This is a genomic window from Nocardia sp. NPDC004568 (assembly GCF_040609955.1).
Classification (GTDB): Bacteria; Actinomycetota; Actinomycetes; order Mycobacteriales; family Mycobacteriaceae; genus Nocardia.
This window is the reverse complement of sequence record NZ_JBEXLL010000035.1, coordinates 1-25,264: the sequence shown is the minus strand read 5'-3', so window position 1 is coordinate 25,264 and position 25,264 is coordinate 1. Positions and strand designations below refer to the sequence as shown.

Below are 25,264 nucleotides of genomic sequence, written 5' to 3'. Positions count from 1 at the left end.
GCGAGGTGTGAATCGCCCGAGAAACAGACGGCAGAAGTAACGTTGGCGTCCTGGGCCGCTAGACGACAGGAGGCAAGCCTCCCGGCGGGATTCGAACCCGCGTTACCCCTTGAGCAGAGGAAGTAACTCCCACCTACGCAACGGGCGATACGCACTCTGAAGTTGTGCTCCCGAGAAAATAGTAGCCCGAGGTACGGATCTCATCCCAGAGATGGAGTAGCCCCGGATCTTCGCAGCGGAAGTAGGTCCAATGTAGCGCTTACCGCCGGGATCCCGAGCCAGTTCTGGGGAGCGTCAGTTACCGCCGATTTATGGCACTGCCTGCCAATATGCTGGCAGAAGAAAGCCCGTCCCCTCGAAGCGCCTTCGCGATGGCCGACCTACCGTCCCACCAGATCGGTGATTCAGGCTCCGCCGAGGACGAGTGCAATCGTCACCAATGCCGTGATCACTGCCGGTCCCGAGCCCGTCCGAACAGGGTGACGGCCAGCCGTCGATAACACCGCCTCTCCGTGCGGGGTGGGGTGAGGTGCCGTTGCGCGCGAGGATGAAGCCGATTCAGTCGACGGCCGGGAGGTCTGGGCATCGGGCCGGGTTCGACGCCGCCGGTGCCGAACAAGATATCGACGGCGGCCGTGGCCAGGCTGTTTCGGACGCATCTGGAGGTTTACTCATTGGCGTAGCCGGCATGCGACGGCTGTACCGGAAAAGTCGACGAGATGGCCGCGGTGGCCACGACGTCGCCGCTGTGCGGATAACTGGTCATGAGCCCGAACGCTTTGGAGTTCCGTCCACTTCGACGGATTCGGCAATCAGCGCATCGGTTGGGGACCACGGTGTTGTGCCCGCGCTGCAGTTATCGGGTCCACCCTGGTCCGTGTGGGCTTTCGGTGGAGCCGGTGACGGGAATCGAACCCGCGCCGTCTGCTTGGGAAGCAGAAGTTCTGCCATTGAACTACACCGGCATGCGCCCACAGGCGCGAAGGGCAGCTTAGCAGAGGCCGGGCCGGAGCTCTAAATCTTCCGGTTCACGCTCCGGCCGTCCGCACTCTCTGGGTCAGCGTTCGGACCAGACGCCGAGCTGGTTGCCGCTCGGGTCGGTGAAGTGGAAGCGGCGGCCGCCCGGGAAGTCGAAGGGGCCTTCGGTGACCGTGCCACCGGCCGCTCCGACGCCGCGGAGGGTGGTGTCGAGGTCGTCGGAGTACATCAGGACCAGGGGGCCGGCACCGGTGCCGGCCTCGTCGGAGACGGCAAGCCCGCCCGCTTCCCCGTCGGAACCGTCGAAGCGGCGGATACCGGCGTAGGTGGGCCCGTAGTCGTTGAACTCCCAGCCGAACGCCGACCGGTAGAAGGTCTTGGCGGCGTCGAGGTCGGTGACGGCGAGTTCGATGTAGTCGATGCCGTGATGGGTGTGCGCGCTCGTCTCGGACATGGGCGTACCTCCTGATTCGCTGCGGGTTCACCGGGCGGTGGATGGGCTCCGCCCGACGGGTGGAGTATGCCCGGGGGCGGTGACAGGAAACTGGACCGCGCGGACCGGGGGGCTCGCCTCGCGGGGCGGTCGCTACGCTCGTGGCGTGCTGCTTTCCGATCGTGACATCCGGGCGGAGTTCGCCGCCGGACGGCTCGGGCTCGAACCGTTCGAGGACAACCTGGTTCAGCCGTCCAGCATCGATGTGCGGCTGGACCGGATGTTCCGGGTCTTCAACAACACTCGCTACACACATATCGACCCGGCGCAGCGCCAGGACGAGCTGACGAGCCTGGTGGAGCCCGCCGAGGGGGAGCCGTTCGTGCTGCATCCGGGTGAGTTCGTGCTCGGGTCCACCCTGGAGGTGTGCACCCTGCCCGACGATCTGGCCGGGCGGCTGGAGGGCAAGTCGAGCCTGGGACGGCTGGGGCTGCTCACGCATTCGACGGCCGGTTTCATCGACCCCGGCTTCAGTGGGCACATCACCCTGGAGCTGTCGAATGTGGCGAATCTGCCGATCACCCTGTGGCCGGGGATGAAGATCGGGCAGCTGTGCCTGTTCCGGTTGACCAGTCCTGCCGAGAACCCGTACGGCAGCGCGGGCGCCGGGTCGAAGTATCAGGGGCAGCGCGGGCCGACGCCGTCGCGGGCGTACCTGAACTTCCCGACGCCGAGCCGGTGAGGATGCTGCGGGTCCGTCCGTGAGGTCGGCGGGCCCGTGACGGAGTCCCGGGCGATCGGGGGCGGCGTCACTGTGCCCGCCGAGCCCGTGCCGGAGCCACTCCGGGCGCGGATCGCCCGTGGGGAGTGCGAGACGTGGCCGATCAGCTCACGCGGCCGGTCGCCGGCCTTCGTCACGAACGCCGAGCGCGCCATGGTGATGCTGCTCGACGGCGCGGGGATGGGGGCGAGACGTGCGGGCGGATCCGGGGGTCGAGGGCTGGAGCGAGGGGTCCGTGCTCGTCGCCACGGGGGCCTGGCCACCGGACGCGCACCGGGTGGCCGATCACTGAGCCGATGCCGCTACGGGTGGTCCGCGCGCGGTCCGAGCACGAGGTCGGTGGTGCGGGCCAGCACCTCCGCGCGGTCGGTGCCGTCGAGCGGATCGGCGGCCAGGAAGTGCATACCGATCCGCGCGCAGAAGGCGAGCAGGCTGCGGGCCTCGACTTCCACGGGATCGGTGAAATAGGTGCCGATCATTTCGCGCAGTAAGGCCATGCGCTGGTTGTCCACCCGGCGCAGGCGGGCCGCGACCTCGTCGTCGCGCCGGGCCCAGTCGCGCACGGCGAGGTCGATGGGCAGGAGTTCGGGGGAGAGGGTGAGTGCGCCGGCCCGCTGGATCCTGGCCCGGGCGTCGCCACCTTCGCGCGCGACACTTTCCAGTACATCGTCGATGCTGCGCCGCTCCCAGGTGTCCAGCATCGCCTCGAGCAGCGCGTTGCGGTCGGCGAAGTACCCGTAGAAGCCGCCCTTGGTCACGCCGAGCGATTTCGCGAGCGCTTCGACGCGGACGGCATCGGGGCCGCCCCGGGCCAGGGTGCGTAACCCTTCGTCGATCCAGCCGGCGCTCGTCGTCCGTACCGCGCCCATGTGTCTCCCTTCACGCACCGCGATCTATACGCCACCGTATATTCGCGCTACTGTTTATATACGCCAGCGTATAACAGGAAGTGGGTGTCGAAGATGACCGAGAATTCCGAGCTTCGCCCGACCGCCGAGCCGGTCGCCCGCCGGCAGCACGAGATCGGCGAATCGGTCCGGGCGCACAGCGGTATGGCGGTATACGACTACGCCGACCAGTTCACGATCGATACGCCGCCCGGCGCGGCCGCGACGCCGGAAGAATGGGCACGCACCGCTCTCGGCGACGTGGCCGGCGCGCGGGGGCAGTTCGTCTGGCGGGTCGTGCTGGGGCTGCGGCTGCGGCGCCGATCGTCGGCCGGACAGGTGGCCGGCTGGCCGATCGTCGAACGCGGGGCCACCTGGATCACTCTCGGCGCCCGATCGTGGCTGATCAGCGGGCGTCTGGTGCTCGAACTCAGCGACGGGACCGCGTCGGTGGCCACCTTCGTCCACTACGAACGCCGGCTGGGTGAACGGATCTGGGCCGCTGTCTCCCCGGGGCATCGGCGTTTCGCGCCGGTCCTGCTCACCGAGGCATCACGGATCCTGTCCCCGCGATGAGGACGTGGCCCCTCCGGGCTCGGCGGCCGGGTCACGGGTAACTGTCCGGCGCTGCTTCCGCGGCGCCACCGGCCAGCAACGCGGCGGTGATCACCGAGGACAGCGGGGGCAGCAGGCCGTCGCGTTCCGGCGGTACGACCCAGTTGCACCCTTCGCGGTTCCAGCGGCCCAGCCCGGTGGGCAGCATGACGGCGCTCCCCACGCCCGGGATGTCGATATCGATGCGCTGCAACATCTCCACCACCTCCGGATCCGGCCGCCGGTCCGGATAGGCAAGGAAGCTCCAGCGAATCTGGCGGGCGAGCATGGGGACTCGGATCTCCCGGGAATCCAGCAGGTCGCGTACGGCTTTCGCGCGCTCGATCGGTAGGTGGACGACGCAGGCCCGGCTGGTGATCGGCAGCATGACGAAACCGCCGCGCTCGGTGGCCGGTAACCCGAATGCGTGGCGATAGTACGCGGCCCAGTCGTCGACCGTTCTGAGCTTTTCCACGTTCACGGTGAACCCCTTGCCTCCTGCTGCCGAGCCTCCCTGGCGTGCCGAGCCACGGCCTGTGCCGGTCTCGCCGACCTGTCTTTCCAGGATCTCGTCCGCACCGGCGCGCCGGAAGCGCCTACACGCTCCCGTTCCACTGCCCTTGCGCTGCCCTTGCCCGTAGTGGCGGGATTCCTTGTGGTTGCAGTCACATTCGGCTCGTACCCTGGAGAAGGCAATCGTTCGGAAAGGGTGACAACGTGGTCGGCCAGTGGTCTGGAAGGGAGGCCCGGGCGCTTCGCGAGGCCAAGCGGATGAGTATCCGGGAGTTCGCGGCACATCTGGGTGTGCACGAACGACTGGTGTCCAAATGGGAGGCCGGGGGCGAACGGGTGCATCCGCGTCCGGTCAATCAGGCTGCCCTGGATACCTGTCTGGCCCGCTCCGACGATGTCGAACGGAGCCGGTTCGCGGCGTTGAGCGTCCCCGAACCTGTTCCCGGTCCGCTCCCGGACGCCGGCCGGTACGCCGCGCCCGGCGGATATTCCAATGACGCCGAACTCCTGGCCCTCATCGATACCGGTGCGGCCCGCGGGGAAGGACTGGCGGCGATTTCGGAGAGGGATCTGATCATGGCGGCAGCGCACGAGGCGAGCGAACACGCGGGCCGGGCCGAGAGCACGAATATCGGTCCGAGCACGCTGGACCAGCTCGACGCCGATGTCACGCGCATCGCGAACGACTACGTGCACACCCCGCCCATGCCGATGATGGTGGAGATGCTGCGGGTGCGGCGCCGGGTGTACCGGCTGCTGGAGGGCCATCAGCGTCCCTCGGATACCGGCCACCTATATCTGTTGGCGGGCTCGCTGTCGGGGCTGCTCGCCAACGCGAGTACCGATCTCGGCTACCTCGATGCCGCCGGGGAACAGATCCGGGCTGCCTGGGCCTACGCGGAACTGTGCGGTCACAATGGGTTACGGGCCTGGGCGCGGGGGATGCACGCGCTGATCGAATACTGGTCGGAACGGCCGCACCGGGCCCTGCAGCTGGCGCAGCACGGCCAGGAGTACGCGGATTCGGCCACCGCCGCGGTGCGCCTGCACAATATCGAGGCGCGGATCTGGTCGAAGATAGGGAGCACCGCCGACACCGAACGGTGCCTCCGCGCCGCCGCCGACGCGAGTGCCCGGGCCGGAGCCGACAGCCTGCACGACGAGGTGGGCGGAGTGTTCGGTTTCTCCGACGCCAAAGCCGGCTATTACGCGGGCGCGACCTATATCCATCTCGGCCTGGCCGAACCCGCCTTGGCGGCCACCGAGCGCACCATCGAGCTCTACCGGACCGGCCCGGCGCGGCAGCGCTCCTACGGCGCCGAATCGCTGGCGCGCGTCGATTCGGCCGCCGCTCATCTGATCAACGGCAGCCTCGACGGCGCCGCGGCGGCACTGCTGCCCGTCCTGGCCCTCGACGAGGACAAACGGATCGCCCAATTGGAGGAACGCCTGACGGGCCTGCGGCGCCGGATCTGCGCGCCGGCCTTCCGCGGGGTCGCCGAGGCGCGGGCGCTCGACGAGCGGATCGAGGAATTCTGTGGATCGACGGCGTCGCGCAGCCTGCCCCCGGGTAGCGGGTAACCGGCCCTCTCGGTCCCGCGGGCGGGGAGCTGATCGAGCGAGCGCGGGTGCGCTGGGATATCGCCGGGGTTTCCCGGCCCGGTGCGGGCCGGGGCCCCGGTGCGCTCGGCTCGCGCGGCGGTAACGGTCCGGGGCCGGGCCGGGGCGGACCGGATATCCGCTTGCTCCTGGTGGCACCATGGATCGGGTGAGTACTGGCCATTCGCACCCCGCGCCCCGGATTCTGGAGCAGTCCAAGAAGCTGCAGAATGTCGTCTACGAGATCCGTGGACCGGTACACGCACACGCGGCACGGCTCGAATCCGAGGGTCACCGGATCCTGAAGCTCAATATCGGTAACCCCGCGCCCTTCGGCTTCGAGGCCCCCGATGTGATCATGCGGGATATGATCGCCGCCCTGCCGACCGCGCAGGGGTACTCCGAGTCCAAGGGCATACTGCCCGCTCGCCGGGCGATCGTGACCCGCTACGAGCTGGTCCCCGGCTTCCCGGAGCTCGATGTCGACGACGTCTACCTCGGCAACGGGGTCTCCGAGCTGATCACCATCACCATGCAGGCGCTGCTGGACAACGGGGACGAGGTGCTGATCCCGGCCCCCGACTATCCGCTCTGGACGGCGATGACCAGCCTGGCCGGCGGCACCCCGGTGCACTACATGTGCGATGAGGCCAGTGGCTGGCAGCCCGATATCGCCGATATCGAATCGAAGATCACCGAACGCACCAAGGCGCTGCTGGTGATCAATCCCAACAACCCGACCGGCGCGGTGTACTCGGCGGAGGTGCTGCAGCAGCTCGTCGACCTGGCGCGTAAGCACCGGCTGCTGCTGCTGGCCGACGAGATCTACGACAAGATCCTCTACGACGACGCCAAACACATCTCGCTCGCCACGCTGGCGCCCGATCTGTTGTGCCTCACCTTCAACGGTCTGTCCAAGGCCTACCGGGTGGCGGGGTACCGGTCCGGCTGGCTGGCCATCACCGGGCCCAAGGAGCACGCGGCCGGGTTCCTGGAGGGGGTGGATCTGCTCGCGTCGTCGCGGCTGTGCCCGAATGTGCCCGCACAGCACGCCATTCAGGTCGCGCTCGGTGGCTATCAGAGCATCGAGGATCTGATCCTGCCGGGCGGGCGGTTGCTGGAGCAGCGTGATGTGGCCTGGGAGCGATTGAACGCGATTCCCGGCGTGTCGTGCGTGAAACCCAAAGGCGCGCTGTATGCGTTCCCTAGGCTGGACCCCGAGGTACACGAGATCCACGACGACGAGAAACTGGTTCAGGACCTGCTGCTACAGGAGAAGATCCTGATGGTGCAGGGCACCGGTTTCAACTGGCCGCACCATGATCATCTGCGGATCGTAACCCTGCCCTGGGCACGCGATCTGGCCGTCGCCATAGAGCGTTTCGGCAATTTCCTCGCGAACTATCGACAGTAGCGAGGCGGGTTACCCCGGGTTAAAACCGACCTTCCATCCGGAATAAACCCAATTTTCCGAACCTACTGGCACAAAAGAGGATGCTGTGTGTACAGTGGTCCTCGGCACTTCAAGTGCCCGGCCAGGTTGTCTACCCCCCCTGGGCAACCTGGTCCTCGGGTTAGGCCGCCTACCCCCCTGGGCCGCCTGCCCGCGGGCGGCGGAGACATCCCCCTGCTCTCCGCCGCCCCTTCCCGAGGTCCTCGGAATTCAGCGAAATCGCAGCGTAAGCCGCATCTGCCGGTAACATGAGCCGATTGCGGATCCTCTAGGCTGACCGGGGTGAGCGACCACCATCACCATCACGACCACTCCGCGCCGATCGCCATCGGCGCGACCGCGGCCCGCGTCGTGGTAGGTCTGCTGGTCGCAATCGGCATCATTGTCGTCGTCGCCACCATCGCCCTGTGGCCCGACCGCCAACAGGTCGAGATCCCGCTGCCCATGCAGAACGCCGACGGGACCGCGGTGGTCACCGAAGCCGGGAAGGTGATCCGGCAGGATCTCGGCGCCTGCGGCAGTCCGTCCATCGGCCGGGTCTTCGACGGGGAACCCCAGCCGCCCACCATGCAGGTCTATGACTGCCAGCGCAGTCTGATCGCCATCGAATCCGGTCCGCACGAGGGCAAGCACACACTGCTGGAAATCGCGCCGGGCCCCGGGCAACCCGATCTGGCCGCCGGCGACGACCTGCGGATCGTGCGGCAGACCGGGCCGGACGGTACTCCCCTGTACTCGTTCGACGATTACGCGCGAGGGATGCCACTGAGCCTCATCGTGCTGGCCTTCGTCGTGGTGATCGTGGTGGTCGCCCGCTGGCGCGGGGTCCGTGCGCTGCTCGGCCTGGTTTTCGCCTTCGCGGTGCTGGTGGTCTTCCTGCTTCCCGCACTGCTCGACGGTAAACCCGCGATACCGGTCGCGCTGGTCGCCGGCTCACTGATCTTGTACGCGGTCCTGTACCTGGCGCATGGTGTGAATCTGCGCACCAGTTCGGCGCTGCTGGGCACCCTCACCTCCATGGTGGTGGCGGCGGTGCTGTCCTGGTTGACCATCGAGGCGACGGCACTGACCGGTCTGTCCGAGGAGCAGAACACCAATGTCGCGACCTACATCGAGCACGTCAGCATCACCGGTCTGCTGCTGGCCGGATTCATCATCGGTTCGCTCGGTGTGCTCAACGATGTGACCATCACCCAGGCGTCCGCGGCATTCGAACTCGCGGAACTGGACAAGAAGGCGAGCCGCCGCGAAGTGTTCGCCGCCGCCATGCGGGTGGGCCGCGACCATATCGCCAGTACCGTGTACACCCTGGTCCTGGCCTATGCCGGTGGAGCGCTGCCGCTGCTGCTGCTGTTCAGCGTCGCAGGCCGGCCGATCCGGGATGTGCTGGTGGGCGACGCGGTGGCCATCGAGATCGCGCGGTCGGCGGTCGGCGGTATCTGCTTGGCGCTGTCGGTGCCCCTGACGACAGGTATCGCGGTCATGCTGGCGCGGCCCTTCGGCAACAAACCCGCCGGCGGTCCGGCCGCTCCGGCCCGGAAGGCCGGAGCCGCCCGGCGCGCGGATACCGGTACGCACCGGAAGGTGCCCCGCCCCGGCGGTTCCGAAGGCGGCGCGCGGAAACGGTCCGGCCGTGGTTATCAACCGTGGCCGACGACCGGCGAACAGCCACGGGTACCGCGCGGCGGCTCCGGCGATCAGCGCCCCGGTTCCCGCACCGGTGAGACACCGGTCGAAAGGGGTGGGCAGTACGGGCCGCCGCGGTCCGCGCAGCGGTATCCCGGCCGGCCGGAGCCGGGGGACCGGCAATCCGGACCGGCGCGTCCCGACAACCAGTGGCCGTACAGCGGTGAGCAGCGCGAGACGCGTCGGCCGCGCTCGGGCCGGGCCGGCCCCGGCTACGGCGAGGGCTGACCGGTCGGGTCGGCCCGGAGAGTACGGCGCCTCGGCCGGTCAGCGGGTCGGGGGCGGCGGTGGGAACAGCGGGGGGAGCGTCGGGACGACGATCGGCGGCAGACCCGGCACCTGGAAGGTGTTCGGGCCGTTGGTGGTCGTGGGCGCCTCGGTCTCCCGCGGGGCCGCCACCGGAGGTGGCTCGGCCAGCGATTCGTGTTCCGGCGCGGTGGTCAGCGACGCGCCCGCCATACCGGGTCGCGCCGTAGGCGAGGCCGACGAGGTCACCGGCGGTGGGGTCGTACCCTCGACGGTGGTCGATTCCTGGCGGAACATGTGCTGGCCGTAGCCGAGACCGATACCGATCGCGGCCACCACCACGAGTGCGCTCACGGCCACCGCGGCGGCGCCGAGTTCACGGCGCCGCTGTGGAGGTTCGCGAAAAGAGCGCCGGGGCAGCAGCTTCTGCGGGATCCGGAGCGCGACGGTCGGCGGATCCTCCTCCGGCGTCAGCTGCGGGGCCGCGGATCCGACCGGGCGCGCCGCCACGGTCTGCGGCGCCGCGGCGGCGCCGCTGGGGTATTTCTCGAGGCCGGGCCGTTCGGGGACGGCACCGGTGTGCGCGACCGAGCCGGCCGGCAGGTCGACCGCGGTACCGGCGGGCGGGCCGAAGATACCGGGTTGCGGCATCGGCACATTCGGTCGTGAGACCGCCGGAGCGGCGACGGTCGCTTTCGTGGCCGCGTCGCCCGGTGTCACCGGGGGGATGTCGAGTTCGGCCCCGAAGATACCGACCTCCGGCGCGGGCGGCGGGGCCGTGATATCGGCCGGCCGCACCGCGGCGGTCGCGAGCGACGGCACCGGACCGTCCGAGCGCGGCGGGGCAGTGGCCGGCCGCGATTCCGGCGCCAGCCGCGCCAGCAGGGCGGCTCCACGCGCCGTCGCCGCCTCCGGCTCCGGCGGCACCAGCACCGGCATCTCCAGGATTTCCCGGAGTGTGCGGCTGACCAACGGGATACGGACGCCACCGCCCACCGCGAGAACAGCCTGCACCGCACGGCCCGAACGGCCGATGATCTCGCGGGTGGTGTGCACCGAGGTCTCGACGGCCCGGCCGATCAGGGCGGTGAAATTCTCCTGGGTGAGCAGTACCGGTCCGTAATCGCTGGGCAGTGCCACCGCGGAGGTCCCCGAAAGTTTCTCCTTCGCCGCCCGGCACAGGGCATCCAGCCGCGCCAGACCGTCCGGATCCGGCGGATGGGCGATCCGGCCGGAATTGATCTGCTGTTCGCGGATGAGTGAATCGAAGTATTCGCCGCTGATATCGCCGGTGCGTTCGGTGTACACGATCTGCCCCTCGGCGACCTCCACGACGGTGACCGACAGACCCGACGCGCCCAGGTCGTAGACGCCGAGCGTGCTGACGCCGGCCAATGCGCCGGAGGCGGTGGCGAATTCTATGGTGGCCCCGATATCGGGCACGATGTCGTAATTGTCGAGCCCGTGCTCGGCCATCGCCACGTGCATGGCCTCGGCCTGTAGTTCATCGCGGCAGGCCAGCACGGTCCGGACGATCCCGGGATCGGAGTTCAACGCGGCGGCCACCGAGAGCGCGGCCCGCTCGGCGCTCGGGGTCTCGGGCGGTACGACGAAGGTGCGCAGCTCGAACGACTGTGGGTCGGGCGTCGCGGCGCCCGCCGGTGGGCGCGCCAAGCGGATCGCGCCGGTTCCCACCGACACTCCCAATGCTGAACTCATCGGCAGCCCATCCGTACTTCCCGCTTCACGATCTGCGAGCGTCGCCCGGTCGATGGTGACGGCTCATCCCCCGAATCACTCTTCCGACACTACCGCTCGGTCCCGTCGCCGCGGGAGGCAGCAGTCACCGGCGTGAGCCCACCGGCCCCACGATGCTACGGGGTGCCCAGCCCCGCGTACACCCATCCGGCCGAGCGCCAGGCGGCCCGATCGAGACAATTGCGACCGTCGATGATCGAGCGTGTCCGCACCACGGCGTCCAGATCCCGCGGGTGCAGCTGTACGAACTCGTTCCATTCGGTGAGGACCAGCACCACATCGGCGCGATCACAGGCTTCCACCACCGAGGTGGCGTAGTTCAGGGTGGGGAATACGCGCCGGGAGTTCTCCAGGGCCTTCGGGTCGTAGACGGTGACGACCGCGCCGTGCAGCTGCATCATGCCGGCCACGTTCAGGGCGGGGGAGTCGCGCACATCGTCGGATTCGGGTTTGAAGGCGGCGCCGAGCACCGCCACGTTCGCCCCGAGCAGCGATCCGCCGCAGGCACGGGCCGCCATATCCACCAGCTTCGTGCGGCGGCGCATATTGATGTTGTCGACCTCGCGCAGGAAGGCCAGCGCGTGGTCGGCGCCGAGTTCTCCGGCCCGGGCCATGAAGGCGCGAATGTCCTTGGGCAGGCAACCACCGCCGAAGCCGAGCCCCGCGTTCAGGAAGCGGCGGCCGATGCGGGCGTCGTGACCGAGGGCGTCGGCCAGGACCGTGACATCGGCACCGGTGGCCTCGCAGACCTCGGATACCGCGTTGATGAAGGAGATCTTGGTCGCCAGGAAGGCGTTGGCGGACACCTTGACCAGCTCCGCGGTGGCCAGATCGGTGAGCAGGAAGGGGACCTCGGCGGCCAGTAGCTCCGCGTACAACTCCTCGACCACTTCGCGCACCCAGGCCGACCGCTCGCGCTGCTCGTCCACGCCGAGTACCAGCCGGTCCGGCCGCAGGGTGTCCTCGACCGCGAAACCCTCGCGCAGGAATTCGGGATTCCACGCGACCTCCACGTCCACCGAGGCCAGGGCGCGGGCGCGGCGACCGAGTGCGGCGGCGGTGCCCACCGGCACAGTGGATTTGCCGACGATCACCGTGGGACGGGTGATGAGCGGTGCGAGCGTATCCACGACCGCGTGCACATATTTCAGGTCGGCGGCGTACTCGCCCTTCTTCTGCGGGGTGCCGACCCCGAGAAAATGGACATCGGCATGGTCGGCCGCTTCGGCATAGGAGGTGGTGAACCTGAGCCGGCCCGCGTCGAGATTGCGGCGCAGTACCGCCTCGAGGCCGGGTTCGTAGAAGGGAGTGACACCGTCGGAGAGTTTCGCGACCTTGCCCGGGTCGATATCGACCCCGATCACATCGTGCCCGAGCTCGGCCATACACGCTGCGTGCGTGGCCCCCAGGTACCCGGTTCCGAAGACTGTGCATCGCATGATCGATTGGTAATCCCCGTCGGTGCACACACCAGAAAACCGAGGCGAGGTGCCGGTCAACAGCAGGTGTACACCGGGCGACGCGGTCCGCCGAACGGTGCTGAGCAGGGCATACGTCCGCGTCGGCGGCGGCCGCGTGCTCCCCGCGTACCGTCGTTTTCGCCCCGGAGTGCGTGCTGTGTGACGCCGCGAGCGCTGCGGCGGCGTGCGGTCCGCGTGCCGCGCTTTCGTCCGGGCACACGCGTCCTGTGGATCTCTGTGGATGGACCGTGCCGATTAGGATCGCGGCCGTGCGCCGCCGACTCGTCCTCGCCGCGGGGGTGGTCTCTGTCGTCGTACTGGTCTTCGGACTGTGGCCGGTCTATGTGAGTCCGCAGCGTGAGGAGCCCGCGCCCGCCGATGCCATCCTGGTGCTCGGCGGCGCCCACGACGGACGGGAAGAACTGGGGCTACGGCTGGCCCGCGCTGGATACGCGCCGCGGGTACTGATCTCCAACCCGTACGAGGACAGCCCGCTGGTGAACCGGATCTGTCACGGCGGGTACAGCTTCGAGGTGGTCTGTTTCGATCCGTCACCGCGTACGACCCGGGGAGAGGGACGCTATCTCGCCGACCAGGCGCGGGAACACGGCTGGGAGCGGGTCATCGTGGTGACCTTCACCCCGCATATCTCCCGGGCCAGGTTCGTGCTCGGGAAGTGCTGGGACGGGCAGCTGCTGTTCGTGGACACCCGCCCGCGGCTGTCGGTGCCGCGCTGGGCCTACGACTACATCTATCAATCGGTGGGGTACGCGAAGGCGGTTTTCGAGGAGTGCTGTGTGCGGTCGGATAGGTGACCATCGAGCACTCACCGGGCTGTGGGCCTACCCACGTGTCGAGGCGGAGGCCCGCGCACACCTCGTCTACTCCGGATGTCACATTCGGGACCGGGGCCGAAGGCCCACGGTGTCGACCCGGCCGACACGGTGCCGGCCTTCATTCGCGCAGTCGCCGCAGACCCGGCGGGGCCGCACTCCGCGTCGCTGCAGGTGGTCCGGACGAACCTCGGCTTCGGGATCCTCCGGACCACTCCGCGCTCGGTCGCTGCGCTTCTTCGCTCTGTCGCTCCGGAACCGGGGCCCGCACCGATCACGGAGGTGGTGCTCCGGTGGTGGCGGACACGGGAGCCGCGCAGATATGAGGGCGTATGCCTTCAGTTTGACGCGGTACCGGTGACCTGGCTACATTCGCACTAGCGCCGGTACTCACCGGACCCGCTGCGACGACGCATGAAGCCTTCGGGAGCGTGTATGGATTACGACTGGTCGGAGGCCGAGCGGGCCTTCCGAGACGAGGTACGAGCGTTCCTGGCCGAGAAGCTGACACCCGAGGTGAGTACCGCGGGCCGGCTGATGACCAGTGTCTACTCCGACCACGAAGCGAGCCTGGAATGGCAGCGCATCCTGCACGAGCGGGGTTGGGCCGCGCCGCACTGGCCGGTCGAGTACGGCGGTTGCGACTGGTCGCTCACCCAGCACTACATCTTCAGCCGGGAACTCACCCTGGCCGGCGCACCCGCGCTGTCGCCCATGGGCATCCGAATGGTCGCCCCGGCCCTGATCGCGTTCGGCACCGACGAGCAGAAGGATTACTTCCTGCCCCGCATCCTCACCGGCGAGGTCTTCTTCTGCCAGGGCTACTCCGAGCCCGAAGCCGGGTCCGACCTGGCCGCGCTGAATATGTCCGCGGTCTCCGACGGCGACGACTTCCTCATCTCCGGCAGCAAGATCTGGACCACCCACGCCACCGAGGCGAACTGGATCTTCGCGCTGGTCCGCACCTCGCGTGCGGGGAGGAAACAACAGGGCATCACCTTCCTGCTGATGGATATGACCGCGCCCGGTATCGAGATCCGGCCGCTGGTGATGAGCTCGGGCGAGCAGGTGCAGAACCAGATCTTCTTCGACAATGTGCGGGTGCCCAAGAGCAATGTGCTCGGGCAGATCGACGACGGCTGGACCGTCGCCAAATACCTGCTGGTCCACGAGCGCGGCGGCGGTGCCATGGCCCCGGCGCTGCAGGCCATGGCCCAGAACATCGCCACCGCGGCGGCCGGACAGCCCGGCCGGGGCGGTAACCCGCTCAGCGAGGACCCGCATTTCGCCGCCCAGCTCGCCGACGCGCGGATCCGCACCGAGGTGCTGGAAGTGCTGGAGTTCCGGACCCTGGCCGCCATGGCCCAGGGCAAGGATCTCGGCACCTCCTCGTCCATGCTGAAGATCCTGTCCACCGAGCTCAGCCAGCAGCTCACCGAACTGGCGCTCACCGCCGCCGGACCGCGCGGGCGGGTCTACCAGCCGCACGCCACCGCGCCGGGCGGGCCGATCGCCGAATACACCCCGCCCGCGGACGGTTACCTCAGCGGCGCCGAGTGGCAGGCTGTCGCGCCGCTGCGCTATTTCAACGATCGCGCCGGTTCGATCTACGCGGGCAGTAACGAAATCCAGCGAAATATCCTCGCCAAGGCAGCATTGGGGCTCTGATGGACTTCACCTTCACCGACGAACAGCAGATGCTGCGCGACGCGGTCTCCGGTTTTCTCGCCGCCCGATACGACCTGGTGAAAAGCCGTACCGCGGTCAAATCCGGTCCCGGCTGGCAGCCCGAGATCTGGCGCGGGCTGGCCGAACTGGATGTCCTGGGCCTCACCCTGCCGGAGGAATTCGGCGGTTCGGGCGGCGGCCCGATCGAGGGCATGATCATCGCCGAGGAATTGGGCCGCGCCCTGGTCGTGGAACCCTATGTCGACACCGTGGTGGTCGGCGGAGGGCTGCTGCGCCGTTCGGGTGGCGAACGGGCCGGTGAGCTGCTGCGTGGCATCGCGGACGGCACCGTGCGGCCGGCCTTCGCCGCGCTCGAACCGCAGTCCGGCGAAGCGCGCCACGATGTGGCGACGACCGCCCGCCGCGACGGCGACGACTGGGTGATCGACGGATCGAAGATCGTGGTCACCGGCGTGCCCGTCGCGACACATCTGATCGTCTCCGCGCGCACCTCCGGCGAGCGTCGTGATCAGGACGGGATCTCGCTGTTCCTGGTCGAATACGATCCCGCCGCCCCGCCGGCCGGTGTCGAGGCGCACCAGTACCGCACCATCGATGATCGCGCCGCCGCCGATCTCACCTTCAGCGAGGTCCGGGTGCCCGCGAGCGCGTTGCTGGGCGAGGAGGGACAGGCGTGGCCCGCGATCGATGCCACGGTGGACGAAGCGATCGCCGCGGTCGCCTCCGAGGCCGTCGGCCTGATGCGCAAGGTGCTCGACGACACCGTCGAATACACCAAGCAGCGGCAGCAGTTCGGGGTGCCGATCAGTAGCTTCCAGGCGCTACAGCACCGGATGGTCGATATGCTGATCGAACTCGAGCAGAGCGTCGCCGCCGCCTATCTGGCCGCCTACGCGGTAGAAGCCGAACCCGCCGAACGGGCCCGCGCGGTCTCGGCCGCCAAGGTGACCATCGGCCGGGCCACCCGTTTCATCGGCCAGAATTCGGTCCAGCTGCACGGTGCGATGGGTATGACCGAGGAACTGGCCATCGGCCACTACTTCAAGCGGCTCACCGCCATCGAATACGAATTCGGCTCCAGCTCCGATCATCTCGCGCGCTATATCGCGGCGACGAAAATCTGATCGGACCGCACCGTGCTCACCCGTGCGCCCGAGCGCGGTGCGGAAGGTCCGGTCGCGTGGTGGTTCGTCCAGAGGGGGCTCACCGCGCGACCGGGACCGGAATCAGTATTCGAGTTCCGTCCACGGAATTGTTATGGGAAAGGGGAATTCGATGCGTATGCCGTCCGGGTCCCCCGGGCTCCATTCGCCGGCCAGGAGATAGTTGGCCGACCGGAGCGGGCGCACGCCTCCGGGCAACCGCCCGGGTCCGGTCTCCAGCCCGTAGGCGCGAACCGTTGCTATCGCGCTCACTTCGCGGGCCAAGGTGACCTCCCAGTACCAAGGGATGCCTGCGCTCGCGTACCGGCCTTTTTTCGCCTCCATATCGGTTTGAGTATTCGACGGTGACAGAACCTCGCCAACCAGCAGCGTGGTACTTGCCCGGATATCTTCGAACGGCGTCCTCGGACACCGGCACACCAGGAAGTCCGGGGTCAAAAAATCGGACTTACCGTGACTACCCAGGAATACGTTGGTCTCGGTTTCGACTCGCCAGCAATGTTGCGGGTCTGCTGCCATGGTCTTCCGGGCGCAGCTTTCGAGAGCATTCGTCAGGCGGCGGCTGAAAGCTTGGTGTTCCATGGGCCCCCGGCGTAGCCATACCACTCGCCCGTCCCACAGCTCGATCTGCTCGGCGATCTCTTCGGGTAGCTGCTCGAGTTCCTCCCAGGTCATGTACTCGGGAAGCTCGGGCCGTTCGGTGTGCGGCAGGGACATGGCACCATCGTATGCCTGGTCAGGCCCGTATTCGCCGCATCGAGCGGAACCCGGTCACCCTGTCGCGGCCCGGATCGCCGTCTCGACCGCCGAGAACGGCCCGGGCCCGGTGATCCGCAACGGGTGCGTCGGCTCGAGGTTGGGCTGGGCCAGGAACCGGGGGTGGGATCCGCGGTTCGGCTGTCCCGCGTGGACCAGGAACGGGTGGCAGAGGTAGACGTCGCCGGCGCGGCCGGTGGCGTGGGTGGTCGGGAGGTCGGCGGTGGCCGGGTCGGCCCGGGCGGCGAGCTCGCGGGCGTCGAGACCGGCGTCGCCTTCCGGTTCGAGTATCCGGGCCACCTCTTTGTGCGAGCCCACCCGCAGCCGGGTGGGTGCCTCCCGCTCGCCGGTATCGGAGAACAGGAACAACATCAGCAGCGCCCGGCCCTTCGAATGGATATTGATCCGCCAGCTCAGATAATCGGTGGGCGACGAATCGGGGCCGGGGAAACTGGCGTCGACATGCCAGCCGTCGAGTACGGCCGTCTCCTGACCCGGGAAGCGGATCACGAAACCGCCGAGACTACGGCGCGGCGCCCAGCGCCCGGGACCGACGAGCGCGTCGTAGGCCGAGCGCAGCCGCGGGGTGGCCGCGGCGGAGACGAAGGGTGCGCTCGGGTAATCCGGCCGGAAGGCCGCCGGGGTGGGCCAGGTGGCGGGATCGTCGGGGCAGGCATCCAGGTCCTGCCATATAATCTCGCGGCACTCCTCGGCGAGTGCACGTGGAAATGCGTCGGGGACGTGGACATATCCGTTGTCGATGAAGGAGGCCACCTGTACGTCGTCGAGCACGGGCTCCATTGCAGCCGGTGCCGATGCCCCGCGCCAGTGATTTTCCCGCACGCCGGGGTCATACGCTCTGCACGACGGCGCCCGCTGCGACCCTCCACCGAACGCCCGAGCCGACCTGCGCGGCCGGCCCTCGTTTCCATCGGTTCCGGAATACCGTTGCGCCCGCCCGACTTGGACCCGGATATGACGAGTACGCAGTTCGATCCGCGCACCCTGCTCAGCGAGAGCCGGCTCGGCGTCCTGGCCACCATCAAATCCAACGGTCTGCCGCAGCTGTCCCCGGTGACCCCCTACTACGACCGTGCGGCCGAGACCATCTACGTCTCGATGACCGAGGGCCGGGCCAAAACCGTGAACCTGCGTCGTGATCCGCGGGCGGCGCTGGAGGTCACCCGGGCCGACGGCTGGGCCTGGGCGACCGCGGAGGGCACGGTCACCCTCACCGGCCCGGGTGCCGACCCGCACGGACCGGAGGTGGAGGCGCTGGTCGACTACTACCGGAAGGCGGCGGGCGAACACCCGGACTGGGACGAGTACCGGACGGTCATGGTCGCCGACCGCCGGGTCCTCATGGAACTCGCGGTGCAGAACGTGTACGGCGCTGCGTTGCGCTGAGTCGCACCTTTTCCCCGGCTCCGCACGGCGGTCGTACCGCTCGTGTATCGGCCGGTGCGCGTGGGCGGGTGCCGGTCGGCACCGCGGGCCGCGTGCCGTTTCCCGTGTGATCGCCGAGGCCCGCCGCTCGGCATCGGTTCCGAGCCGAAGACGTGCGACCACTGAATCTGTGCTCGGACGGCGCGCTCACACACGACGCGGCGACGGACGAGCCTGCGAACTCCACCGTGCCGGAATCAAGGTCCGGGAGTCGGTTCCTCGAGGGTGGGGGCGCCCGCGGGCGCCCGGGCGTCCCGGCCGGACGGTGGCACACCCGAGTCGAGCAGGATCGAGGCGAGGAGTTCGCGGGAACGGGCCAGGTCCGAGGCCAATGCGTCCATTCGGTCGATCTCGGTCTGCAGGACCGCGACGACTTCCGCGCGCGGCTCGATCCTGCCGACCGCGTCGCGGGTGCACGGCAATACCCGGCGGATCACCTCGGTGGTGAGCCCCGCAGAAAGCAGAGCCGAAAAACCTCTGCTTCAACCCATCAGACGCTCGAAATGCCACGGTCCTCGCAACTCCTACAACTCGTAGGTGTTGCGAGGACCGCTAGAACCCGCGGGTTCCGCCGGGCCCTGCTGGTATTCGTACTGTTCTGGTCAGCCCTTGCGGCCCGGTGCCCTGGCGCCGGATTTGAAGCCCAGCGCACCCGGCTTGGCCGGCGGCGGGGTCGCCCCCGAACCGTTGCCCGCGCTGCCGTTACCGGCGGCTCCGGTCTCGGTCGTGGCCTTCGGCGTCGTTTCCTCCGTGCGCTCCGGTGCCGATTCGGCGGGGGCTTCCGAGGACGATTCCGCGGTGGTCGCCGAGGACGATTCCGCGGTGACCTCGGCAGCCGGTGTGGCGGTGGCCTTCGGCGCCGGCGCTTTCGCACCGGGTGCCTTGGCGCCCGGGCGCTTGAATCCGGATTTCATCGCCAGGCCCTTGGCCGGTTTCGACGGCTTGCTCTCGGCGGGAGCCGCCGCGGTGGCCGATTCGGCGTCCGATTCCGTGGCCGATTCCGTGGCCGGAGCCGTCTCGGCCTTCGGGGCCGCCTTCGCGCCGGGCGCCTTGGCGCCGGGCCGTTTGAATCCGGATTTCATCGCCAGGCCCTTGGCCGCGACCGTGGGTTTGGTTTCGCTCGGTGCCGAGCTCGCGGTGGTGTCTGCGGACTCCTCGGTAGCCGGTTCGGCGGCGGGAGCAGAGCTCTCGGCAGCGGGCTCTTTCGCGCCCGGTGCTTTCGCGCCCGGCGCTTTGGCGGCGCCCTTCATCGCCAGACCCTTGCCGCCGGGTGCCTTCGCGGCACCCTTCATACCCAGACCCTTCACCGGCGGAGCGGTGGCGGCCTCGGCGGTCTCCTCGACTGCGGGAGCGGGTTCGGCCTTGGCCCCGGGCGCCTTGGCCGCGCCCTTCATCGCCAGACCTTTGCCGCCGGGGGCTTTCGCGGCACCCTTCATACCGAGGCCCTTGGCGGCCGGTGCCGCCTTGTCCTCGGTTCCGGCCGCGGGTGCCGCGGCTTCGGCCCCGGGCGCCTTGGCGGTGCCCTTCATGCCGAGTCCCTTACCGGGTGCTTTGGCCGGGCCCTTCATGGCGAGGCCGCCGCCCTTGGGCGCCGCCTTCTCCACCGCGGGCGCGGCTTCGGCTTCGGCGGCGACCGGTTCGGGTTCCGGTTCGGGTTCGGCCTTGGGCTCCTGGACCACCGTGAGATTGGCGGTCAACTGGTCCGGCTGCTGCCGCTCGATCGACTCGAGCATCAGCTGCGCGACGTCCACGACCTCCACGCCTTCGCCCTGTCCGGACTCCTGGCGGGCGGTCACACCGTCGGTGAGCATCACCCGGCAGAACGGGCAGCCGGTGGCGATCTTGGCCGGTGAGGTGGTGAGCGCCTCGTCCACGCGGTCGATATTGATCCGCTTACCCAGCTGCTCTTCCATCCACATACGGGCGCCGCCGGCGCCGCAGCACATGGACCGTTCGCCGTGCCGGGGCATTTCCACCAGGGTGGATCCGGAGGCGGCCATCAGCTCACGCGGAGCGTTGTAGACCTTGTTGTGCCGGCCGAGGTAGCAGGGGTCGTGGTAGGTGACGTTCTGCGAGACCGGGGCCACCGGGACCAGCTGCTTACCGCGCACCAGCCGGTTCAGCAGCTGGGTGTGGTGCACGACCTCGTAGGTGCCGCCCACCTGCGGGTATTCATTGTTGAGCGCGTTGAAGCAGTGCGCGCAGGTGACGACGATCTTCTTCTTTTCCTGCTCGACGCCCTCGAACACCGAGTTCAGCAGCTCGATGTTCTGCATCGCCAGCTGCTGGAACAGGAATTCGTTGCCCGCGCGCCGGGCCGAATCGCCGGTGCAGGTCTCCTCCTGGCCGAGCACCATGAATTTCACCCCGGCGGTCGCCAGCAGTTCGGCGACGGCCTTGGTGGTCTTCTTGGCGCGGTCCTCGTAGGCGCCGGCGCAGCCGACCCAGAACAGGTATTCGTAGCCGTCGAAGCTGTCGGCGTCCTGGCCGAAGACGGGGATATCGAAGTCCAGCTCGTTGATCCAGTTGAGCCGGTCCTTGGCGTTCTGGCCCCAGGGGTTGCCCTTGTTCTCCAGATTCTTGAACAGGCCCGCGAGTTCGGACGGGAAATCCGATTCGATGAGCACCTGGTAGCGGCGCATATCGATGATGTGGTCGACGTGTTCGATATCGACCGGGCACTGCTCCACGCAGGCGCCGCAGGTGGTGCAGCTCCACAGCACCTCCGGGTCGATGATCCCGTTCACCTCGTGGTCGCCGACGAGCGGGCGCTCGGCCTCGGCGCGCGCGGCCTCGGAGACCCGGGCCAGCTTCTTCTCGTCCGGGTTGCCCTCTCCGTCGACCAGGCCGACCTCGTCGCCGCCCATGTCCTTGCTGCCACCGGCCAGCAGATACGGCGCCTTGGCCCGGCCGTGGTCGCGTAGCGACATGATGAGGAGTTTGGGTGACAGCGGCTTACCGGTGTTCCACGCGGGGCACTGCGACTGGCAGCGACCGCATTCGGTGCAGGTGGTGAAGTCCAGCCAGCCCTTCCACGAGAAATCCTCGATCCGCCCGGCGCCGAGAGTATCGGTGTCGGGGTCGACGTTCTCCATGTCCAGGGCACGGCCTTTGGACATCATCGGTTTGGCCGCGCCCAGGGCGACATCACCGTCGTCCTCACGCTTGAAATAGATGTTGAAGAAGGCCGAGAACCGGTGCCAGGCCACGCCCCAGGTGATGTTGCGGCCGACGAAGTAGAGGAAGGCCATACCGGACATCAGCTTGATGAAGGCGAAGATCGACACCAGAGTGGGGCTCGCCGGCAGCAGCTTGGCGACCTGCATGGTGAAGAAGTCGGTACCGGCGTGAGCGTGCCCGTAGGTGGCGAGCTTGCCCGCCTTCACGAAGATCATGCCCAGGCCCTCGAGCAGGACGATGGCCTCGATGACGTAGGCGGGGCCGAACGCGGAGCCGCTGAACCGGGAAAGCCGCTCCGGTACCCGCGGATGGTTCAGCTGGCGGATGACGATCAGCGTCACGATGCCGACGACGGTTCCGATGCCGAGGATCTCGTCCCACAGGTGATAGATCGCCGTGTTGCCGATCAGCGGCCAGTGGAAGGCCGGATCGAAGGTCTGACCGTAGGCCTCGAACCAAAGGATCGCGCCACCCAGGAACCCGATCATCACCAGCCAGTGTGCCCAGCCCACCGTCCGGAATTTGTTCATCCGGGTGTGGGCCAGGAACTCCACCAGCATCTGCTTGAAGCGCGGGAAGAACGGTCGCCAGCGGTCCGGGGCGGGCTGGCCCAGCATGATGGCGCGGACGATATCCCGGACGCCGCCGAAGAACGACGCCCAACACAGCAGGCTGAGCGCCGCTCCCAGGGTGCCCAGCGTCACTGTCAGGGCATTCATGTCGCGACCTTTCTTTCGAAGCAACACGAGGTAGGGGGAACTGAGCAGTACCCCGTCCGGCTCGTATCGTAACCGCCAGTAAGTTACCCACCAGTAACTAATGGTGTCCACTGTACGATCTGCGTCAGCCCTCCGGTGCGCCTGCCTGGGCTTATCCGCATGGATCGCGGCGTGATCAATATCACTCTTTTCAGTTTGCTGCCCAAAGCGCATAAGGGCTGATTAACACCGTAAAGGGCCGGTTGCCGAGGGTAGTGATAAGCCCAGGCTTACCGGCGGGATTCTTACGCTTGGGAAACGAATCTCGCCATTTGACAGTGCATTCGACTACGCTCAGCCCGATCTATCATGAAGCGTGACATCTCATAACGCTCGGGGAGGATTCCGGGTTCGGTCACATCGACCACCTCGCGTTGAGATGGGACGCACCACACCCGATTGGAAATGGATGACAATCCCGAGATCCACTGTGATCGCCGCACTGGTCACCGGTTCGCTCGCTATGGGCTTCGGCACAGCTCACGCCGATCCGGCCCAGGCCCCTGCACCGGAAAAGCCGACGCCTGTCAACTACTCCCTGCAGCTGGTGGAGAAGACGGTCGTCGCGACTCTGCAGGGGGGCTCGTTCTCGATTGTGGAGAAAGAAGTGGAGCCCGTGTCGGACCCGGCCGTCACCGAGGGCGGCGAGGCCGCGGCCCCGGAGAAGGACGAGTTCGTCGAGGTAAAGGACAAGCTCGGCAACCTTCTGGTCTCCTGGCCGCTTGATTTCTCAGTCGCGGGTACCGAGGTTCCGGTGAAACCGGTGCTCAAGAACGATGACACCGTCCTCGAGCTGACGCCGGAGAAGACCGATATCCAGGTCGCGCAGCCGGTGAACGCGGTGAACTTGACCGCGAAGCCGATCGCGTCGCCTTCGGAGAACCAGTCGGCGATGAACGAGTTCACCACCCAGTTCTCCCTGGCCACCGCGGTGGGCGGATTCCTGGGTACGGCGATCGGCGTCGTGGCCGGCGGTATCGTCGGCTGCATCCTCGGTCTGCCCCTCTTCGCGGTGGGCTGCATCCCGGCCGCGGTCGCCGGCGCCGGTATCGGCGGCATCCTGGGCACCGTGGCATTCGGTGGCCCCGCGCTCGCCGTGGCGGGAATGGAACTGATCAACACCATTCAGGCTCCCGCCGGCACGAGCAAATGGGCCAATGACGGCAAGCCCGTCACCCAAGAGGAGCCCGCTCCCGCACCCGCGGAGAAGTAACCCCGTTCATCCGGACAACCGAAAGGGCCGACAGCTTGTGAACTGGCCCCCGGAAGTTGGACCTGGTTTCTAAAGGCTAGGCAGTGAGGGCCTGGGCTCGGTACTGGACCGGGCTCAGGCCCTCACGTGTTGTTGAGGTCCGGTCGTTGTTGTGCCAGTCGATATAGTCCTCCAGCGCGGTGGTGAAGGCATTGATGCTGAGGAAGGTGGCGTGGTGGAAGTTCTTCTTTGCGGTGGCCGAAGAAGCTCTCGATCACAGCGTTGTCCAGGCAGTTGCCCTTGCGTGACATCGATTGGGTCGCACCGCTTCGGCAAGCAGTAGACGCCAGGACTCGTGCTGGTAGTGGTAGCCCTGGTCGGTGTGCACCAGCGGTGCCTGGTTCGGGAGCAACGTGGCCAGAGCGTTCTCAAAGGACGTGTTGGTCAGGGCCAGGTTCGGAGAGATAGACCAGGAATAGGCGATGATCTGCGATCGAACAGGTCCATCACCGGAGACAGGTAGACCTTCCGGTCCGCCACGGCGAACTCGGTGACATCGGTGACCCACTTCTGGTTCGGTGCCTCGGCGGTGAACTCGCGTTTCATCAGGTTGGGGGTGACTTTGCCGGCTTGGCCGCGGTACGAGTTGTAGCGCCGTCGTCGGCGGACCCGACACATCAGACCCAATCGGCGCATCAGTTTGAAAAGGGTCTTCTTCGCGACTCGCCACCCGTTTTTGACCAGTTCCACCTGGACCCGGCGGTGCCCGTAGCGGCCCTTGGCCGCCGCGAAGACCTCACCGATCGCGGTCTTCAGCCCCGATTGTGTTCAGTCGGGCCTGATGGTAGAAGAACGTCGAGCGGGCAAGACCGGCCGCGCTCATTAGCAGATCGAGGCGGTGTTCGGCCTTGAGTGCGATGACCGGGCGGACCTTCACCGTCGTTCTTGCGCCCTCGAGGCCCTCAATTTTCTCGGGTAGGCAACCTCGGCCTTGAGTCGCTCGTTCTCCCGGCGCAGCCGCGTGAGCTCCGACTCTTCGACAGCCGGGGCGCCGGAGTCTGCCCGCGGGCGTCCCCTCGGCCTGGGCCATAGCGCGTCCTCGCCCCCTTGCGGTACAACCGCGCCCACGTCTCGACCAGCTTCGGGGAGGAAAGATCGAACTCCCTGGCCATCGAGACCTTGGTCTCCCCAGCCAGGAAACGACGAACCAGCTCCATCTTGAACTCGAAGCCGAATGACCTCTTGGTCGGCTTGGCCACTAGCGCACCACCTCCACGAACCCGCCACCGGTCATAGAGCCGGTCGATCGCCGGAGCACTGACGTCCAGACCTCGAGCGACTGACTTATTGCCCCAGCCGGCTTCGAACAAGGCTACCGCTGCCGCCTGCTGGTCCCCAGACAGCGAACTTCGTGCAGACATGACTGCTCCCCGGTAGTCGGAACTGAATTCTCAGTCCAACTTCCGGGGAGCAGTTCACTTGCCGCTGTCGGCCCTTTCGGTTGTACGTCTAGGGGATTTGATTGCGCGGCCGGGAGGTCTGTTGCTGCCGACGCGGCGACGAGAGCCATAAACGGGTAGGTCCGTTGGGTCCGCGCCCCGCTGGATCGGGCTATTGGGCAGCCCGCGCCGGGGGCGGGGCGGAGTTCCGCAAGAACGATGCCGTGGAGCTCTGGGGCCCGCGGCCAGTGGCAGCTGGGAAGGGCAGGGGTCCCGGACAGGCGAGAGGGGGGGGGGCCGGGACGCCGGCGCCCCCCCCCAGGAAGGGTGGACGGGGGGGGGGGCCCCCCGCGGGGGGGGACCCGGGCGGAGGTTTAAGACCCCCGGGGGGGTGGTGTTGGCCCCCGGGCGGGCGGGCGC

General features: G+C 67.9%; 20 protein-coding genes, 2 tRNA genes and 2 pseudogenes. 10 read left to right on the top strand and 14 right to left on the bottom strand.

What is annotated here, in order from left to right:
• Positions 1–75: 75 nt before the first annotated feature.
• The 3 genes from ABZV91_RS17390 to ABZV91_RS17380 form a co-directional block, all read right to left on the bottom strand.
• A tRNA-Ser gene (locus ABZV91_RS17390) sits at positions 76–146 on the bottom strand.
• Between the two features lie 745 nt (positions 147–891).
• Positions 892–965: transfer RNA gene (locus tag ABZV91_RS17385), tRNA-Gly, on the bottom strand.
• A 92-nt stretch (positions 966–1,057) separates the two neighbouring features.
• Entirely contained in the window at positions 1,058–1,432 is a 375-nt protein-coding gene (locus tag ABZV91_RS17380) for a VOC family protein (RefSeq protein WP_355242249.1), read from the bottom strand.
• A 145-nt stretch (positions 1,433–1,577) separates the two neighbouring features.
• Between ABZV91_RS17380 and dcd the strand changes: the two genes are divergently transcribed.
• Positions 1,578–2,153 carry a dCTP deaminase gene (gene dcd, locus ABZV91_RS17375; protein WP_039827206.1) on the top strand — a complete coding sequence of 192 codons (576 nt, stop codon included), beginning with the start codon at positions 1,578–1,580 and terminating at the stop codon, positions 2,151–2,153.
• 341 nt (positions 2,154–2,494) lie between these two features.
• Here the strand turns inward: dcd and ABZV91_RS17370 are convergent, their stop codons facing one another.
• On the bottom strand, positions 2,495–3,061 hold the full coding sequence (locus ABZV91_RS17370) for a helix-turn-helix domain-containing protein (RefSeq protein WP_355242246.1): 567 nt from the start codon (positions 3,059–3,061) through the stop codon (positions 2,495–2,497).
• Between the two features lie 93 nt (positions 3,062–3,154).
• On the opposite strand from ABZV91_RS17370, the gene ABZV91_RS17365 reads away from it, so the two are divergent.
• Positions 3,155–3,655, top strand: a complete 501-nt coding sequence (locus tag ABZV91_RS17365; protein WP_355242243.1) for a hypothetical protein — start codon at positions 3,155–3,157, stop codon at positions 3,653–3,655.
• Positions 3,656–3,686: 31 nt separating this feature from the next.
• Here the strand turns inward: ABZV91_RS17365 and ABZV91_RS17360 are convergent, their stop codons facing one another.
• On the bottom strand, positions 3,687–4,154 hold the full coding sequence (locus ABZV91_RS17360; protein ID WP_355242240.1) for a hypothetical protein: 468 nt from the start codon (positions 4,152–4,154) through the stop codon (positions 3,687–3,689).
• Between the two features lie 236 nt (positions 4,155–4,390).
• Between ABZV91_RS17360 and ABZV91_RS17355 the strand changes: the two genes are divergently transcribed.
• From ABZV91_RS17355 to ABZV91_RS17345, 3 genes and pseudogenes are all read left to right on the top strand, one after another.
• Complete coding sequence (locus ABZV91_RS17355; RefSeq protein ID WP_355242237.1) at positions 4,391–5,767, top strand: helix-turn-helix transcriptional regulator; 1,377 nt, start codon at positions 4,391–4,393, stop codon at positions 5,765–5,767.
• Between the two features lie 187 nt (positions 5,768–5,954).
• Positions 5,955–7,199, top strand: coding sequence for a pyridoxal phosphate-dependent aminotransferase (locus tag ABZV91_RS17350; protein WP_355242234.1), 1,245 nt, complete (start codon positions 5,955–5,957; stop codon positions 7,197–7,199).
• Between the two features lie 321 nt (positions 7,200–7,520).
• A pseudogene (locus ABZV91_RS17345) lies at positions 7,521–8,744 on the top strand (YibE/F family protein); the annotation flags it as partial.
• A 447-nt stretch (positions 8,745–9,191) separates the two neighbouring features.
• Here the strand turns inward: ABZV91_RS17345 and ABZV91_RS17340 are convergent.
• Both ABZV91_RS17340 and ABZV91_RS17335 read right to left on the bottom strand, forming a co-directional pair.
• On the bottom strand, positions 9,192–10,889 hold the full coding sequence (locus ABZV91_RS17340; RefSeq protein WP_355242232.1) for an Hsp70 family protein: 1,698 nt from the start codon (positions 10,887–10,889) through the stop codon (positions 9,192–9,194).
• 155 nt (positions 10,890–11,044) lie between these two features.
• Complete coding sequence (locus tag ABZV91_RS17335) at positions 11,045–12,367, bottom strand: UDP-glucose/GDP-mannose dehydrogenase family protein (protein WP_355242229.1); 1,323 nt, start codon at positions 12,365–12,367, stop codon at positions 11,045–11,047.
• 269 nt (positions 12,368–12,636) lie between these two features.
• Here ABZV91_RS17335 and ABZV91_RS17330 point away from each other — a divergent pair, with 269 nt between their 5' ends.
• The 3 genes from ABZV91_RS17330 to ABZV91_RS17320 all read left to right on the top strand — a co-directional run bounded on the left by ABZV91_RS17330 (position 12,637) and on the right by ABZV91_RS17320 (position 16,034).
• Positions 12,637–13,203 carry a YdcF family protein gene (locus tag ABZV91_RS17330; RefSeq protein WP_355242226.1) on the top strand — a complete coding sequence of 189 codons (567 nt, stop codon included), beginning with the start codon at positions 12,637–12,639 and terminating at the stop codon, positions 13,201–13,203.
• A gap of 453 nt (positions 13,204–13,656) precedes the next feature.
• The gene (locus ABZV91_RS17325) at positions 13,657–14,889 is read left to right on the top strand and encodes an acyl-CoA dehydrogenase family protein (RefSeq protein ID WP_355242223.1); all 1,233 of its coding nucleotides are present in this window, start codon (positions 13,657–13,659) and stop codon (positions 14,887–14,889) included.
• Positions 14,889–16,034: an acyl-CoA dehydrogenase family protein gene (locus ABZV91_RS17320; protein WP_355242220.1), complete on the top strand. Its 1,146-nt coding sequence runs from the start codon at positions 14,889–14,891 to the stop codon at positions 16,032–16,034. Before ABZV91_RS17325 ends, ABZV91_RS17320 begins: the two co-directional genes overlap by 1 nt.
• Positions 16,035–16,136: 102 nt before the next feature.
• Here the strand turns inward: ABZV91_RS17320 and ABZV91_RS17315 are convergent, their stop codons facing one another.
• Together ABZV91_RS17315 and ABZV91_RS17310 are read right to left on the bottom strand one after the other, a co-directional pair.
• Positions 16,137–16,790: a Uma2 family endonuclease gene (locus ABZV91_RS17315; RefSeq protein ID WP_355242217.1), complete on the bottom strand. Its 654-nt coding sequence runs from the start codon at positions 16,788–16,790 to the stop codon at positions 16,137–16,139.
• A 54-nt stretch (positions 16,791–16,844) separates the two neighbouring features.
• Entirely contained in the window at positions 16,845–17,621 is a 777-nt protein-coding gene (locus tag ABZV91_RS17310) for a phytanoyl-CoA dioxygenase family protein (protein ID WP_355242213.1), read from the bottom strand.
• 183 nt (positions 17,622–17,804) lie between these two features.
• Between ABZV91_RS17310 and ABZV91_RS17305 the strand changes: the two genes are divergently transcribed.
• A complete protein-coding gene (locus ABZV91_RS17305) occupies positions 17,805–18,236 on the top strand; it encodes a PPOX class F420-dependent oxidoreductase (RefSeq protein WP_355242211.1) in 432 nt (143 codons plus the stop codon).
• Between the two features lie 236 nt (positions 18,237–18,472).
• Here the strand turns inward: ABZV91_RS17305 and ABZV91_RS17300 are convergent, their stop codons facing one another.
• Entirely contained in the window at positions 18,473–18,697 is a 225-nt protein-coding gene (locus ABZV91_RS17300; protein ID WP_355242208.1) for a hypothetical protein, read from the bottom strand.
• Positions 18,698–18,877: 180 nt separating this feature from the next.
• Complete coding sequence (locus ABZV91_RS17295; RefSeq protein ID WP_355242205.1) at positions 18,878–22,174, bottom strand: (Fe-S)-binding protein; 3,297 nt, start codon at positions 22,172–22,174, stop codon at positions 18,878–18,880.
• 448 nt (positions 22,175–22,622) lie between these two features.
• Between ABZV91_RS17295 and ABZV91_RS17290 the strand changes: the two genes are divergently transcribed.
• A complete protein-coding gene (locus tag ABZV91_RS17290) occupies positions 22,623–23,426 on the top strand; it encodes a hypothetical protein (RefSeq protein ID WP_355242202.1) in 804 nt (267 codons plus the stop codon).
• Positions 23,427–23,502: 76 nt separating this feature from the next.
• On the opposite strand, the gene ABZV91_RS17285 is transcribed toward ABZV91_RS17290, so the two are convergent.
• From ABZV91_RS17285 to ABZV91_RS17275, 3 genes and pseudogenes are all read right to left on the bottom strand, one after another.
• A complete protein-coding gene (locus ABZV91_RS17285) occupies positions 23,503–23,589 on the bottom strand; it encodes an IS3 family transposase (RefSeq protein WP_355242334.1) in 87 nt (28 codons plus the stop codon).
• Between the two features lie 260 nt (positions 23,590–23,849).
• Positions 23,850–24,011 carry a hypothetical protein gene (locus ABZV91_RS17280; protein ID WP_355242199.1) on the bottom strand — a complete coding sequence of 54 codons (162 nt, stop codon included), beginning with the start codon at positions 24,009–24,011 and terminating at the stop codon, positions 23,850–23,852.
• A 108-nt stretch (positions 24,012–24,119) separates the two neighbouring features.
• Positions 24,120–24,209 (bottom strand): annotated as a pseudogene (locus tag ABZV91_RS17275) (hypothetical protein); the annotation flags it as partial.
• Positions 24,210–25,264: the final 1,055 nt, after the last annotated feature.